This window comes from Streptomyces flavofungini, assembly GCF_030388665.1.
Lineage (GTDB): Bacteria > Actinomycetota > Actinomycetes > Streptomycetales > Streptomycetaceae > Streptomyces > Streptomyces flavofungini_A.
In genome coordinates this window covers 3,955,124-3,968,641 of sequence record NZ_CP128846.1, presented here as the reverse complement: position 1 = coordinate 3,968,641, position 13,518 = coordinate 3,955,124, and the positions used below count along the sequence as shown (strand labels likewise).

Genomic DNA, 13,518 nt, shown 5'->3' with positions numbered 1-13,518 from the left:
ACCGCATGGCTTATGACGATCTCCGCTCTCTGCTCCGGGCCCTGGAGCGCGAGGGCGATCTCAAGCGCATCAAGGCCGAGGTCGACCCGTATCTGGAGGTCGGCGAGATCGTCGACCGGGTGCAGAAGGCGGGCGGCCCGGCGCTGCTGTTCGAGAACGTCAAGGGCAGTGCGATGCCCCTTGCGATGAACGTGTTCGGCACGGACCGCCGACTGCTCAAGGCCCTCGGCCTGAAGTCGTACGGCGAGATCAGCGAGAAGATCGGCGGTCTGCTCAAGCCGGAGCTGCCGCACGGCTTCGTGGGCGTCCGCGAGGCCTTCGGCAAGCTCGGCGCGATGGCGCACGTACCGCCGAAGAAGGTGAAGGACGCGCCGGTGCACGAGGTCGTCCTCACCGGCGACGACGTGGACCTGGACCGGCTCCCGGCCCTCTTCACCTGGCCGAAGGACGGCGGGTCCTTCTTCAACCTGGGCCTCACCCACACCAAGGACCCCGAGAGCGGCGTCCGCAACCTCGGGCTCTACCGCCTCCAGCGCCACGACAAGCGCACCATCGGCATGCACTGGCAGATCCACAAGGACAGCCGGAACCACTACCAGGTGGCGGCCCGGCGGGGGGAGCGGCTGCCGGTCGCGATCGCCTTCGGGTGCCCGCCCGCCGTGACGTACGCGTCCACCGCCCCGCTGCCCGGCGACATCGACGAGTACCTGTTCGCGGGCTTCCTCCAGGGCAAGCGCGTCGAGATGGTCGACTGCAAGACGGTGCCGTTGCAGGTGCCCGCGCAGGCGGAGGTCGTCATCGAGGGCTGGCTGGAGCCGGGCGAGATGCTGCCGGAGGGTCCTTTCGGCGACCACACCGGCTTCTACACGCCGCAGGAGCCGTTCCCGGCGCTGACCATCGACTGCGTGACGATGCGCAAGCGGCCGCTGCTCCAGTCGATCGTCGTCGGCCGTCCGCCGACGGAGGACGGCCCCCTCGGCCGGGCGACGGAGCGGTTCTTCCTCCCCCTCCTCAAGATCATCGTGCCGGACATCGTGGACTACCACCTGCCCGAGGCGGGCGGTTTCCACAACTGCGCGATCGTCGCGATCGACAAGAAGTACCCGAAGCACGCCCAGAAGGTCATGCACGCGATCTGGGGCGCGCACATGATGTCCTTGACCAAGCTGATCGTGGTCGTGGACTCCGACTGCGACGTGCACGATCTGCACGAGGTGGCGTGGCGGGCGCTGGGCAACACGGACTACGCCCGTGACCTGAGCGTCGTCGAAGGCCCCGTCGACCACCTCGACCACGCCTCGTACCAGCAGTTCTGGGGCGGCAAGGCGGGCATCGACGCGACGAAGAAGTGGCCCGAGGAGGGCTACACGCGGGACGGAGGCTGGCCCGACATGGTCGAGTCCGATCCCGAGACGGCGGCGAAAGTCGACCGCCGCTGGAGGGAGTACGGCCTGTGAGTTCCGCTTCCGCCGCGCTGCCGCAGCCGGGCCGTACGAGGGCGTTCCTGCGCCTCGTCATGATCGAACACTCGGTCTTCGCGCTGCCCTTCGCCTACATCGCCGCCCTGACCGCGATGTTCCAGTGGGACAAGAACATCCACTGGGGCCGGCTGCTGCTCGTGACGATCTGCATGGTCGGCCTGCGGACGTTCGCCATGGCCGCGAACCGGATCATCGACCGGGAGATCGACGCCCGCAATCCGCGCACCGCGCACCGCGAACTGGTCACCGGCGCCGTCACCGTGAAGTCGGCCTGGACCGGCGCGCTGATCGCGGTCGTGGTGTTCCTGGGCTCCGCCGCGCTCCTGAACCCGCTGTGCCTGGCGCTCGCGCCGATCGCCGTGATCCCGATGGTCGTCTACCCGTACGGCAAGCGGTTCACGAACTTCCCGCAGGCCATCCTCGGCATCGCGCAGGCCATGGGCCCGATCGGCGCCTGGCTCGCGATCACCGGCGAGTGGTCGTGGACGGCCGTCATCCTGGGGCTCGCGGTGGGGGTGTGGATCGGCGGCTTCGACCTGATCTACGCCTGCCAGGACGTGGACACCGACCGCGAGGTCGGCGTCATGTCCGTGCCCGCGCGCTTCGGCATCCCCGCCGCCATCCGGGGCGCGCGCGGCTGCCACTTCGTCACCACGGCGCTGTTCGTCTGGTACGGCGTGGAGACCGGCGCGGGCGCGTTCTTCTGGCTCGGCCTCGTCGTCGTCGCGGGTGCCTTCCTCTACGAACACAGCATCGTGCGGCCGCACGACCTCTCCCGCCTCAACCGCGCCTTCTTCCAGGTCAACGGCTTCATCGGGATCGCACTCTTCGCCTGCGCCCTGCTCGACCTGCTCGTCCGCGGCCTGACTGTCTGACGGGCCGTGGGCGGGCGCGGGCGCCCATGGATAGGCTTCACAGTGTGAATGCAGGAGATACGCAGCGTAGGCCTTGGATCGTGGGGGTGTCCGGCGCGTCCGGTACGCCGTACGCCGCTTCGGTCCTGCGGGGGCTGCTCGCCGCGGGGGAGAGCGTGGACCTCGTGGTGTCGCGGGCCTCGCGGCTTACGCTGCTCGACGAGACGGGCATCTCGTTCCGGGACGCGCACTGGCAAGGCGACCTCGGCGAGTGGCTGGCGCGCGGCGCCGACGGCAAGCCCGGGACGTTCCGGGTGAACACGGACGACGTGCGGTACTGGGCCGCGGGTGATCTCGCGGCGGGTCCCTCGTCGGGGTCGTACGCGACGAAGGGGATGCTGATCGTCCCGGCGTCCACGGCGTGCGTGGCCGGGGTGGCGCTCGGGCTCTCGAAGGACCTGCTGCAGCGCTCGGCGAGCGTGACGCTCAAGGAGCGGCGGCGGCTGGTCGTCTGCGTGCGGGAGACCCCGCTGAACGGGCAGACGTTGAAGCACCTGGTGGGCCTGGACGAGGCGGGCGCGATCGTGCTGCCCGCCTCTCCGGCGTTCTACGCGGGGGCGACGCACATCCAGGATCTGGTGGACTTCGTCGCCGGGCGGGTGCTCGACGCGGCGGGGGTGCCGCACGGGCTGTACCGCCGGTGGGAGGGCGAACTCGGCGGGGCGTCGGGAGCGGGTGGCTCCCGGCCGGCCGAGGGCGGCTCCGGTGGCGCTTAGCGCTTCTTCGCGGCGCGCGGCTTCTTGCTCGCCTTGCGCGCGGCGGTCGGGGCCTGGTGGGCACGCGAGCGGTTGGCCAGGTCCTGCAGCTCGCGCATACGGGCGTAGGCCATCTCGATCGTGTACACGGGGAAACACTCTCCTGAAGTTCGAAGGATCATCGTTGATCGGCTGAGTTTCCGAAAGATTCACAGGGGCTGGACCCTGTTACGCCTTAGATTCTACACGTAGACTCGGAAAAACGCTAAATAATGAAAGGCTTCGACCTATGGACGCCGTGGACAGGCAGCTCATCCAGGCTCTGCGCGAGAACGGCCGCGCCTCCTACGCCGAGCTCGGGCGCCTCGTCGGCCTCTCCGGCCCCAGCGTCACCGACCGCATCAACCGCCTGGAGGCGGCCGGCGTCATCACCGGCTACCGCGCGACGGTCGACTCCGCGTCCCTCGGCCTCGGCGTCACCGCGCTGATCGGCATCTCGCTGTCCGACGCCGCCGACCACGAGGACGTGGCGCGGCGCCTGCGGGACCTGCACGAGATCGAGGACTGCTGGTTCATCGCGGGCGACGACTCGTACATGCTCAAGGTGCGGGCCTCCGACGTGGACGGCCTGGAGAAGACCATCCGCCGCCTCAGCGGCACCAAGGGCGTCTCGCGGACGCGGACCACGATCGTGCTCTCCACGAAGTGGGAGAACCGGGTCGGGGAGCTGCCCGAGGAGGTCTAGGGGGTGACCGCGCGCCGCGGTGGGGGCAGCTGAGGCCCGCCGGGCGGGGCGAGTACGGTTGGTCGGGTCTGTCGCAGGTCGTCGGAGAAAACAAGAGGTACGGCAATGGACGCAGGGCTCAAGCGCGATCTTGAGGACAAGGTCCGCTCCGGCGAGCGGCTGTCCCGTGAGGACGGGATCGCCCTGTACGAGTCCGACGACCTGGCCTGGCTCGGCGGTCTCGCCCACGAGGTGCGCACCCGCAAGAACGGCGACGTCGTGCACTTCAACGTCAACCGTCACCTCAACATGACGAACGTGTGCACCGCCTCCTGCGCCTACTGCTCCTTCCAGCGCAAGCCGGGCGAGAAGGACGCGTACACGATGCGCATCGAGGAGGCCGTCCGGCTCGCCAAGGCGATGGAGGGCGAGAACCTCACCGAGCTGCACATCGTCAACGGGCTGCACCCGAACCTGCCGTGGCGCTACTACCCGCGCTCCCTGCGCGAGCTGAAGGCCGCGCTGCCGGACGTCTCCCTCAAGGCCTTCACGGCCACCGAGATCCACCACTTCGAGACCATCTCCGGGCTCAGCGCCTCGGAGATCCTCGACGAGCTCATCGACGCCGGCCTGGAGTCGCTGACCGGCGGTGGCGCCGAGATCTTCGACTGGGAGGTCCGGCAGCACATCGTGGACCACCGCACCCACTGGGAGGACTGGTCCCGGATCCACCGGCTCGCCCACGAGAAGGGGCTCAAGACCCCCTCCACCATGCTGTACGGGCACATCGAGGAGCCCCGCCACCGCGTCGACCACGTCCTTCGGCTGCGCGAGCTGCAGGACGAGACCGGCGGCTTCCAGGTCTTCATCCCGCTGCGCTACCAGCACGACTTCGTCGACATGAAGGACGGCAAGGTCCGCAACAAGCTGCAGGCCCGGACGAAGATGGCCTCCGGGGCCGAGGCCCTCAAGACCTTCGCCGTCTCCCGGCTGCTCTTCGACAACGTGCCGCACGTCAAGGTCTTCTGGGTCATGCACGGCGTCGCGACCGCCCAGCTCGCCCTCCAGCACGGCGCGGACGACATGGACGGGTCCGTCGTCGAGTACAAGATCACGCACGACGCGGACAACTTCGGCACGCCGAACAAGCTGACCCGCGACGACCTGCTCGACCTCATCCGCGAGGCGGGGTTCCGGCCGGTCGAGCGCAACACCCGCTACGAGACGATCCGCGAGTACGCCGGTCCCGACCCGGCGCTGCGCGAGTCCCCCCAGCCGATGCGCCTCTGACCGGGCCGGGGTCGCGACCGTCCGGCCGCGGTGGCGGTGGGACAGCCGCGGCAGCGGTGGGACGGTGGGCGCACCCCCCTCCGGCCCGGGCAGGGCTCCGTGCTTCACTGGAAGGGCTCGTCCCGCTCGAGCACTCTCGGGCTATTTCGGAACGGAAGAGTGGATTGACATGCTCCGCTACACGCTGATGCGCCTCGGGGTCTTCGCGGGCTGCTTCTTGGTCGTCTGGGGCCTCGTCTACACCGGCGTCGTGCCGCGCGGCCTCGGTGGCTCCAACCTCCTCTGGGTGGCCCTGCTCGCCCTGGTGGTCTCCGCGCCGATCAGCTTCGTCCTGCTGCGCAAGGAGCGCGACCGCGCCTCGGAGAAGGTCGTGGCCAAGGTCGAGAACGTCAAGGCGGGACTGGAGCGGAACCGCACGCAGGAGGACACCGCGGACGACGCGGCGCGCACCGCGCAGTCGTAAGGTTCGTCACACACGTCACGTACGAACGGGGAACCCCGGTACCGGAGCATGCCGCTCCGGTACCGGGGTTCCGCTGTTTCTGGGACCCTTGGGGTCACCCTTACCTCAAACAAGTCCTTTGATGAACTCAAAGTTCAAGTGTTAACGTGTTCGACATGAAGACAGCAGCCGCCACCCGCATCACCGCGAGCGTCCCGCTCGTGGCGCGGCTGCACGTCGATCTCTGCCGCTGCGTATCCGCGGCCTGTCGCGTCATCTGAACGACTTCGACACCTGCACCGCAGCGGCGCCCGTGACCCTTCGCGGTCGCCGCTCCCTCACGTCCCCCGTCATTACCCGGAGTGTGTCCGTGTCCGCGAACCCCGCGTCCCCCGCCGAGCCGAAGCCCGGCTTCCGGATACCGAAGTTCCTGAAGCTGCCCTTCTGGGCGCAGATCCTCGGCGGTCTGGTCCTCGGTGTCCTGCTCGGCTGGCTGGCCCGCAGCCAGGACATCGACTGGCTGGTCACCACCCTCTCGAAGGTCGGCGACACCTTCATCGGCCTGCTGAAGCTGGCCGTCGCCCCGCTGGTGTTCTTCGCCATCCTGATCTCGATCACCAACCTGCGCAAGGTCAACAACGCCGCCCGGCTCGCCAGCCGTACGCTCCTCTGGTTCATGATCACGTCGCTGATCGCGGTCGCCATCGGCCTCGTCATCGGCCTGGTCACCAACCCGGGCGCCGGTACGGGCCTGACGCCGAAGGACGGCGCCAAGCCGGAGCACACGGGCTCCTGGATCGACTTCCTCACCGGGATCATCCCGACCGACGTCATCACGCCGTTCACCGAGCTGAACGTCCTGCAGATCGTCTTCATGGCCGCCGTCGCCGGCATCGCCATCCTGAAGATCGGTGACGCGAAGGCCAAGCCGATCCTCGACCTCAGCGAGTCCGTGCTCGAACTGCTGCAGAAGGCCCTGTGGTGGGTCATCAAGCTGTCCCCGATCGGCACCATCGGCCTCATCGGCTTCGCCATCGCCGACTACGGCTGGAACCTGATCAGCAAGTACGCGACGTTCACCGCCGACATCTACATCGGCTGCGCCCTGGTGATGTTCGGCGTCTACCCGCTGCTGCTCTCCACGGTCGCCAAGGTCAACCCGCTGAAGTTCTTCAAGGGCGCCTGGCCCGCCATCCAGCTGGCCTTCGTCTCGCGCTCCTCGGTCGGCACCATGCCGGTCACCCAGAAGGTCACCGAGCGGCTCGGCGTACCGAAGGAGTACACGTCCTTCGCGGTGCCCTTCGGCGCCACCACCAAGATGGACGGCTGCGCCGCGATCTACCCGGCGATCGCCGCGATCTTCGTCGCGCAGATCTTCGACGTCCAGATGGGCATCAAGGAGTACCTGCTCATCGCCTTCGTGTCGGTGGTCGGCTCCGCCGCCACGGCCGGTCTGACGGGCGCCACGGTCATGCTGACCCTGACCCTGTCCACCCTCGGCCTGCCCATGGAGGGCGTCGGTCTGCTCCTCGCCATCGACCCGGTCCTGGACATGATGCGCACGGCCACGAACGTCGCCGGCCAGGCCCTCGTCCCGGTCGTCGTCGCCGCCCGCGAGAACATCCTCGACAAGGAGGCGTACGACAACGCGTCGGCCTCCCCGCTGGACTCCGAGGACTCCGAGGGCTCCGAGGCCTACGCTGACGCGCGGGACAAGGCGCTGCCCGCCGCCGCCTGACCGCGACCCCACGGCACCCACAGGCCGAAACCGTGCCCCGCACCGGAAATCCGGTGCGGGGCACGGTCGTTGCGGGTAGGGCTGGAGGCGGTGCGCCGCGGTGGCCCCCGGGTGACCTCCGTGCGTCCAGGAGGACCGCCGTACGCTGATCCGTGGACGGACGGTGCGGGAGGCGGGGGCCGGGGTGTCGGATGTGAAGGTCGTGAGGGCTGTGAAGGCCGTGCAGGCTGCGAAGAACGGGGGCAAGCCGGTGCGGCAGAAGCGGATGCCGCGGGCCGTGCGGGAGCGGCAGATGCTCGACGCGGCCGTGCACACGTTCGGGCAGCGGGGCTACCGCGCCGCCTCCATGGACGAGATCGCCGAACTCGCCGGGGTCTCCAAGCCGCTGGTGTACCTGTACCTGAACTCCAAGGAAGAGCTGTTCACCGCCTGCATCCGGCGGGAGGCCCGCGCCCTCATCGAGGCCGTCCGGCACGGCGTCACCCCGGGCGAGCCCGCCGACCGCCAACTCTGGGACGGGCTGCGCGCGTTCTTCACGCACACCGCCGAACACCCCGACGCCTGGGCCGTCCTGCACAGCCAGGCCCGCACGGTCGGCGAGCCGTTCGCCGCCGAGGTCAACGTGATGCGCGAGGAGATCGTCGCCTTCGTGACGCTGCTCATCGCGGAGGCCGCCCGCGCCGCCCACCGGAACCCCTCCCTGCCCGACCGGGAGGTCGCGGGCCTCGCCCAGGCCCTCGTCGGCGCCGCCGAGTCCCTCGCGGGCTGGGCCATCACCGAGCCGTCCGTGTCCGCGAACCAGGCCGCGGCGACCCTGATGAACTTCGCCTGGGCGGGTCTCGGCGATCTGATGGAGGGGCGGTTCTGGTCACCGAACCCGTGACGTGGACCCTGCCCGTTGCCTCCGTTGCCTCCGTTGCCTCCGTTGCCCCCGTTGCCCCGCGCAGCTCGAACGCCGCCCCCTCGGCCGCGTACGTCACCGCCCCCGGCAGCAGCACCGGGGCCTTGAACTCGGCGGAGACGTAAAGGGGTTCGTCGACGGCCCCGAGGCCGCTGTGCTCCGCCACACAGCGCGCCACCGTCCACATGCCGTGCGCGATGGCGCGCGGGAAGCCGAAGAGCCGGGCCGTCGCCGCGTGCAGGTGGATGGGGTTGCGGTCGCCGGAGACGGCGGCGTAGCGGCGGCCCAGGTCGGCGGGCAGGCGCCAGTCGGCGCGGGCGGGGAGCGGCGCGCCGGGGGCTTTTGCGGGGGCGGGGGCCGGGTGGTCGGTCTCCGGGTGGTCGGCTGTCGTGCGGTCGGCTTCCTGGTGGTCGGCTGTCGTGCGGTGGCGGGACAGGTACGTGCTGTGGGACTCCCACACCGTCTCGCCGTGCACCCGCGCGCTGGTGGTGATCATCGCCTCGGTGCCCCGCCGGTGGGGTGCCAGACTCCGTGCGTACGTGGTGAGTTCGAGCTCGTCGTCGGGCAGCGGGGCGCGGTGCTGGACGATCTCCACGGACGTGTGGACGAGGCCGAGCAGCGGGAGCGGGAAGTCGCGGGCCGCCATCAGACGCATGGTCTGGGGGAACGCCAGGACGTGCGGATACGTGGGCGGCAAGGGGTCGCCACCGGCCGGGCCGCCGCCGTCCGCGCTCCTGCCCCCGCCCTGCCCGGCCGCGAAGCCGCAGAGCCGTTCGTACGCCACCAGGTGGTCGATGCCGGTCCGGACGCGGGCCGTCGTGGGGCCCGGCAGCGGGGCGTCCGGGCGTGGCCGCTTGAAGGGGGAGCGGGCCGCCCCCCGAAGCAGGGTGAGCGCGAGCGAGGCCATGACGGGACCCTTCTGGTCGCTGGAGTCGCTGGAGTCGCTGGGAGTCGCTGGGAGTCGCTGGGAGTCGCTGGGAGTCGCTGGGGAGCCGCCGGGGAGGTGGGCGGGGCCGGCCGGCCCGAGGCCTACGCGCCGAGCAGGCTCTGGCCGCAGACCCGGATCACCTGGCCGTTCACCGCGCCGGTCGCCAGCCACGCCACCGTCTCCGCGACGTCGACGGGAAGTCCGCCCTGGCCCAGGGAGTTCATGCGGCGGCCCGCCTGGCGGATGAGCAGCGGGACGGCCGCGGTCATCCGGGACTCGATGAAGCCGGGCGCGACCGCGTTCACCGTCACGCCGTACTCCGCGAGGGCCCGGGGCGCGAGGGAGCGGACGAAGCCGACGATGCCCGCCTTGCTCGCCGCGTAGTTGGTCTGCCCGGCGTTGCCCGCGAGGCCCGCTATGGACGCCGTGGCCACGATCCGGCCGCCGCGCCGCACCGTGCCGGACTTCAGCAGGAAGTCCGTCGTGCGCAGCACGCTCGCGAGGTTCACGTCGAGGACCGAACTCCAGCGGTCCACGGCCATGTTGGCGAGCCTGCGGTCCCGCGTGATGCCCGCGTTGTGCACGAGGACGCCGAGGCCGTCCGGCAGCGCGGCGGCGATCCGCTCACCGGCGTCGTCCGCGGTGATGTCGAGGGGGAGCGCCGTACCGCCGACCCGCTCGGCCACGCGGCACAGGTCCGGTTCGGCGGCCGGTACGTCGAGGACGACGACGTGGGCGCCGTCGCGCGCCAGGACCTCCGCGACGGCCGCTCCTATGCCGCGTGCGGCGCCGGTCACGAGGGCGGTGCGGCCCGCCAACGGGCGGGCGGGGTGGGGGAGATGGACGACGGTGCCGGAGGGGGTGGTGGTGCCGGAGGGGGCAGTGGTGTCGGAGGGAGCGGCGGTGACCCGCGCGTCCTCGGCGGGCGTCGTGCGCTTCGCGCCCCCGGCGGACTCGGCACCTGCGGCATCTGCGGCATCTGCGGCACCTGCGTCTACGGCGGCACCTGCGTCTACGGCGGCGTCTGCGGTGTCGGCAGCCCCGGCAGCCCCGGAAACCTCGGCGGACCCACTTGCCTCAGCAGCCCCGGCAGCGCCCGCAGCCCCGGCACCCCCTGCCGCCTCCACCGCCTCCACCGCCTCGTCCACGTAATCCGACATCTCCTCGACCTCCACCACCTGCCCGCTCACGTACGCCGACTTCGGCGAGAGCAGGAAGCGCAGCGTCGCCTCGGCGGCGGGTGCCGACGGCGTGCGGACGAGCTGGGCCGTCCTGCCTCCGCCCAGCTCCTTGCCGAGGGAGCGGACGAAGCCCTCCAGGGCCTGCTGCGCCGCCGCCTGGTGGTGGTCGGCGGGGGACAGGGGCGCGCCCAGGACCAGTACGCGCCCGCAGGGGGCTATGGAGCGGACGACGGGGTGCAGCGTGGCGTGCACGTCCATGAGCGCCGCAACCGTGCTGACGCCGGTCGCGTCCAGTACGACGGCGGCCGGGCGGCGGTTGCCGAGCGGGCCGCTGTGCGGGGGCAGGCCGGTGCGCGTGAGGCTCTCGTGCAGGCCGGGGAGCGGGATGTCGCCCGCCGTCAGGAGCAGGACCGGGCCTTCGAGCGCCGGGTGCCGGGGCGTCCAGCGGCGCAGCGGAACCGGCTGGGGCAGGCCGAGTCTGCGGGCCAGGAAGCGGCCGGGGGCGGTGTGGGTGAAGGTCGCGTAGCGGTCGGCCATGGGGCAAGCTCCTGGCTCGGTGCTGAATTTACTTCCCAGTAAGGTTACTTGGGGGTCAGGGGCTGGTCGAGGGGGCGGCCGGTGAACGATCGAGGTGGTGAGGAGCCTCGTACCGGCGCGTTCCGGGGGCGGGCGCCGGGGCCGGACGGGTCCTTGGTGAACACGGAGCGTGACTGGGCTGAACGGGCGGGGCGGGCCGTGGACGCCTAGGGTGACCGGAGGGGAACCGCACCTCATGGAGGTCGCTGTGCGCAGCACACCCGCGCTCACCGCCGTCGCAGCCCTCGCTCTGGCCGTGGCCGGCCTGCCCGCGGCGGCCGACCCGTCCGGGCCCGCGAAGCCCGATCTCAAGCGCTTCTACACGCAGAAGATCAAGTGGGCGGCCTGCAAGCCCGACGTGCAGAACCTGTCGGAGGACGTGACCAAGGACAAGGACGTCAACTGCGGCAAGGTCACGGTCCCGCTGGACTACGCCGACCCCGGCCGGGGCACCGTCCGGCTCGCCCTCCTGAAGATCAAGTCCAGCGGCGACAAGCGCGGCTCGCTCCTGGTGAACTTCGGCGGCCCCGGCGGGGCGGGCGTCGCGGGCCTCGCGGGTGCCAAGAAGGACTTCGGCTACGTCGGCAAGGGCTATGACGTCGTGGGCTTCGACCCGCGGGGCGTGGGCCTCAGCGAGCCCGTGACCTGCGGCAAGGACCCGGAGCCCGGCGCGGACGTGGAGGACCCCGGCGACGCCGCCGCGGTCCTTGAGGAGCTGCGCGCGACGGCCGCGAAGTGCGCGAAGGAGTCCGGCCCCGTCCTGCCGTACATCGGCACCGTGAACGTCTCCCGCGACCTCGACGTCATGCGCGCGGCCCTCGGCGACAAGAAGCTCAACTACCTGGGCTTCTCGTACGGCACCCGGCTCGGCGCGGTGTACACGGCGCAGTTCCCGAAGAAGGTCGGCCGGATGGTCCTCGACGGCGTGGACACGCTGACGGAGGACGTGGCCGAGCAGGCCCTGGTCGGCGCGGAGGGGCGGCAGACCGCCCTGGACAACTTCCTGCTGTGGTGCACGAAGAACGCGGGCTGCGTGTTCGGCGAGGACTCGCGCAACGCCCGGCACGCCATGACCAAGCTCATCGACGACCTCGACGCGTATCCGCTGCGGTCCATGGACGGCCAGGAGTTCACCGGGCAGGACGTGGTGAGCGTGCTCGGCAGCGCGCTCTACAGCAGGCAGGCCTGGCCCGCCCTGTCCCAGGCGCTCGGCTCGCTGCTCGCCGACGGCGACCCGCGGGCGCTCATCCGGATGGGCGGCTCGATGGGGGAGCAGCGGGCCTCCGGCGGGCGTACGGAGGTCCCCGCGGACAACTCGTCCGCCGCGCTCATGGCCGTGAACTGCGCGGACGACCCCGACCGGCCGGACGCCAAGCGCGTCGAGCGGGAAGTCGGCCGTCTCCAGGAGGAGTTCGAGCAGGCGTCGCCCGTCTTCGGCAAGTCGATGCTGCTGCCCGTGCTGCTCTGCTTCGGGCGGCCCGCGGGCACGGACTACATCCGCGAGGACGTACGCGACGTCGACACCCCGAAGTTCCTGCTCGTCGGCACCCGCGGCGACCCCGCCACCCCCTACCGCTGGACGGTGGAGACCGCCGAACGGCTCGGCTCCTCCGCCGTCGTCCTCGACAACAGGGGCGACGGGCACACCGGCTACTTCGGCTCGAAGTGCGTGAAGGACAAGGTGGACGCGTTCCTGCTGTACAAGCAGATGCCGAAGAACGGGAGTTCGTGCGCGGCGGAGTGACGGGGAGGGCTACGGGTGCGGCGGTGCCGTGCGGGCCGCCGTGTCCAGGCTCAGCATCGCCGCCTCGTCCGCGCTGCCCGGCTCCGCCTGGTACGTGACCAGGCGCTGCCCGCCCGTCCGGGCCAGCCTCATCACCTCGTACGTCAGCGTCATGGGTCCCGCCTTGGGGTGGGCGAAGCGCTTGATGCCGCCGCCGCGCTCCCGCACCTCGTACCGGTCCCACATGCGGGCGAACTCCGGCGACTTCAGGCACAACTCACCCACCAGGGCGGCCAGTTGCGGCGAGTCCGGGTCGCGGCCGCCGACCGCCCGCAGGTGCGCCACCGACTGCGCGACGGTCTCCTCCCAGGGCACGTAGAGCTCCCGGCCCACGGGGTGCAGGAAGAGATAGCGGGTCACGTTGCGCTGCGCGGCCGGCCAGTCCCACACGCCCGGCATCAGACGGCGGCCCGGGGTGTTCGCGGCGAGCAGGTAGTTGTGCGGGCTGACCACGTACGCGGGCAGGGGGCGCAGGGCCTCCAGCATCCGGACGACGGAGTCGCGCACCGCGAAGTCGGTGGTGGGCGGCGGCTCGGTCAGGCGGCCCGAGGCGAGCTCGGCGAGCTCGTGCATCCGCTCGTGGGCGTCGCCGCTCAGCCGCAGCGCCCTGGCCAGGGCGTCGATCACGGCAGGTGAGGGGTTGGTCTCGCGGCCGCGCTCCAGGCGCGTGTAGTAGTCGACGCTCACCCCGGCGAGCGTCGCCAGCTCCTCGCGGCGCAGGCCTGGGGTGCGGCGCAGCCCCGTACCGGCGGGGAGGCCCGCTTCCGCGGGGCTGACCTGGGCGCGGCGTGCGCGCAGGTAGCGGCCGAGCTCGGTGCCGTTTCTCGCCGGGGGCGTGCCATGGGTCATGGGTCCAGTGTCCGTG

At 71.2% G+C, this 13,518-nt stretch carries 13 protein-coding genes; 9 read left to right on the top strand and 4 right to left on the bottom strand.

Translation table 11 applies throughout. The features are described from left to right. Positions 1–5: 5 nt before the first annotated feature. From QUY26_RS16295 to QUY26_RS16285, 3 genes are read left to right on the top strand one after another with little or no spacing between them, the layout of a single operon-like run. A complete protein-coding gene (locus tag QUY26_RS16295; RefSeq protein ID WP_289947265.1) occupies positions 6–1,457 on the top strand; it encodes a menaquinone biosynthesis decarboxylase in 1,452 nt (483 codons plus the stop codon). Further along, positions 1,454–2,356: a menaquinone biosynthesis prenyltransferase MqnP gene (gene mqnP / locus QUY26_RS16290; protein ID WP_289947263.1), complete on the top strand. Its 903-nt coding sequence runs from the start codon at positions 1,454–1,456 to the stop codon at positions 2,354–2,356. Before QUY26_RS16295 ends, mqnP begins: the two co-directional genes overlap by 4 nt. A 26-nt stretch (positions 2,357–2,382) precedes the next feature. Next, complete coding sequence (locus QUY26_RS16285; RefSeq protein ID WP_289947262.1) at positions 2,383–3,111, top strand: UbiX family flavin prenyltransferase; 729 nt, start codon at positions 2,383–2,385, stop codon at positions 3,109–3,111. On the opposite strand, the gene QUY26_RS16280 is transcribed toward QUY26_RS16285, so the two are convergent. Then, positions 3,108–3,239 (bottom strand): hypothetical protein, encoded by a 132-nt coding sequence (locus tag QUY26_RS16280; protein ID WP_289956423.1) that lies wholly within the window; start codon positions 3,237–3,239, stop codon positions 3,108–3,110. The two genes, QUY26_RS16285 and QUY26_RS16280, sit on opposite strands and share 4 nt — an antisense overlap. 140 nt (positions 3,240–3,379) lie before the next feature. Here QUY26_RS16280 and QUY26_RS16275 point away from each other — a divergent pair, with 140 nt between their 5' ends. The 5 genes from QUY26_RS16275 to QUY26_RS16255 all read left to right on the top strand — a co-directional run bounded on the left by QUY26_RS16275 (position 3,380) and on the right by QUY26_RS16255 (position 8,167). Then, positions 3,380–3,835: an Lrp/AsnC family transcriptional regulator gene (locus QUY26_RS16275; RefSeq protein ID WP_030685400.1), complete on the top strand. Its 456-nt coding sequence runs from the start codon at positions 3,380–3,382 to the stop codon at positions 3,833–3,835. 105 nt (positions 3,836–3,940) lie between these two features. After that, positions 3,941–5,104 carry an aminofutalosine synthase MqnE gene (gene mqnE, locus QUY26_RS16270; RefSeq protein ID WP_289947258.1) on the top strand — a complete coding sequence of 388 codons (1,164 nt, stop codon included), beginning with the start codon at positions 3,941–3,943 and terminating at the stop codon, positions 5,102–5,104. A 169-nt stretch (positions 5,105–5,273) separates the two neighbouring features. Further along, positions 5,274–5,567, top strand: coding sequence for a DUF4229 domain-containing protein (locus QUY26_RS16265; protein WP_289947256.1), 294 nt, complete (start codon positions 5,274–5,276; stop codon positions 5,565–5,567). A gap of 349 nt (positions 5,568–5,916) precedes the next feature. Further along, positions 5,917–7,284: a dicarboxylate/amino acid:cation symporter gene (locus tag QUY26_RS16260; protein ID WP_289947254.1), complete on the top strand. Its 1,368-nt coding sequence runs from the start codon at positions 5,917–5,919 to the stop codon at positions 7,282–7,284. A gap of 265 nt (positions 7,285–7,549) precedes the next feature. Next, on the top strand, positions 7,550–8,167 hold the full coding sequence (locus QUY26_RS16255) for a TetR/AcrR family transcriptional regulator (RefSeq protein WP_289955754.1): 618 nt from the start codon (positions 7,550–7,552) through the stop codon (positions 8,165–8,167). Here QUY26_RS16255 and QUY26_RS16250 read toward each other — a convergent pair. Together QUY26_RS16250 and QUY26_RS16245 are read right to left on the bottom strand one after the other, a co-directional pair. Then, complete coding sequence (locus QUY26_RS16250) at positions 8,058–9,092, bottom strand: MaoC/PaaZ C-terminal domain-containing protein (RefSeq protein ID WP_289947252.1); 1,035 nt, start codon at positions 9,090–9,092, stop codon at positions 8,058–8,060. The two genes, QUY26_RS16255 and QUY26_RS16250, sit on opposite strands and share 110 nt — an antisense overlap. Positions 9,093–9,214: 122 nt before the next feature. After that, positions 9,215–10,831 (bottom strand): 3-oxoacyl-ACP reductase, encoded by a 1,617-nt coding sequence (locus QUY26_RS16245; RefSeq protein WP_289947250.1) that lies wholly within the window; start codon positions 10,829–10,831, stop codon positions 9,215–9,217. Between the two features lie 235 nt (positions 10,832–11,066). Here QUY26_RS16245 and QUY26_RS16240 point away from each other — a divergent pair, with 235 nt between their 5' ends. After that, positions 11,067–12,614: an alpha/beta hydrolase gene (locus QUY26_RS16240; RefSeq protein ID WP_289947247.1), complete on the top strand. Its 1,548-nt coding sequence runs from the start codon at positions 11,067–11,069 to the stop codon at positions 12,612–12,614. Between the two features lie 9 nt (positions 12,615–12,623). On the opposite strand, the gene QUY26_RS16235 is transcribed toward QUY26_RS16240, so the two are convergent. After that, on the bottom strand, positions 12,624–13,502 hold the full coding sequence (locus QUY26_RS16235) for a helix-turn-helix domain-containing protein (RefSeq protein WP_289947245.1): 879 nt from the start codon (positions 13,500–13,502) through the stop codon (positions 12,624–12,626). Positions 13,503–13,518: the final 16 nt, after the last annotated feature.

Excerpts from the sequence above, each read along its gene's own strand:
- QUY26_RS16250 (WP_289947252.1), bottom strand. The coding sequence starts at position 9,092 with ATGGCCTCGCTCGCGCTCACCCTGCTTCGGGGGGCGGCCCGCTCCCCC.
- QUY26_RS16285 (WP_289947262.1), top strand. The coding sequence starts at position 2,383 with ATGGATAGGCTTCACAGTGTGAATGCAGGAGATACGCAGCGTAGGCCT.
- QUY26_RS16295 (WP_289947265.1), top strand. The coding sequence starts at position 6 with ATGGCTTATGACGATCTCCGCTCTCTGCTCCGGGCCCTGGAGCGCGAG.
- QUY26_RS16275 (WP_030685400.1), top strand. The coding sequence starts at position 3,380 with ATGGACGCCGTGGACAGGCAGCTCATCCAGGCTCTGCGCGAGAACGGC.
- QUY26_RS16265 (WP_289947256.1), top strand. The coding sequence starts at position 5,274 with ATGCTCCGCTACACGCTGATGCGCCTCGGGGTCTTCGCGGGCTGCTTC.
- QUY26_RS16255 (WP_289955754.1), top strand. The coding sequence starts at position 7,550 with ATGCCGCGGGCCGTGCGGGAGCGGCAGATGCTCGACGCGGCCGTGCAC.
- QUY26_RS16245 (WP_289947250.1), bottom strand. The coding sequence starts at position 10,831 with ATGGCCGACCGCTACGCGACCTTCACCCACACCGCCCCCGGCCGCTTC.
- QUY26_RS16235 (WP_289947245.1), bottom strand. The coding sequence starts at position 13,502 with ATGACCCATGGCACGCCCCCGGCGAGAAACGGCACCGAGCTCGGCCGC.
- mqnE (WP_289947258.1), top strand. The coding sequence starts at position 3,941 with ATGGACGCAGGGCTCAAGCGCGATCTTGAGGACAAGGTCCGCTCCGGC.
- QUY26_RS16240 (WP_289947247.1), top strand. The coding sequence starts at position 11,067 with ATGGAGGTCGCTGTGCGCAGCACACCCGCGCTCACCGCCGTCGCAGCC.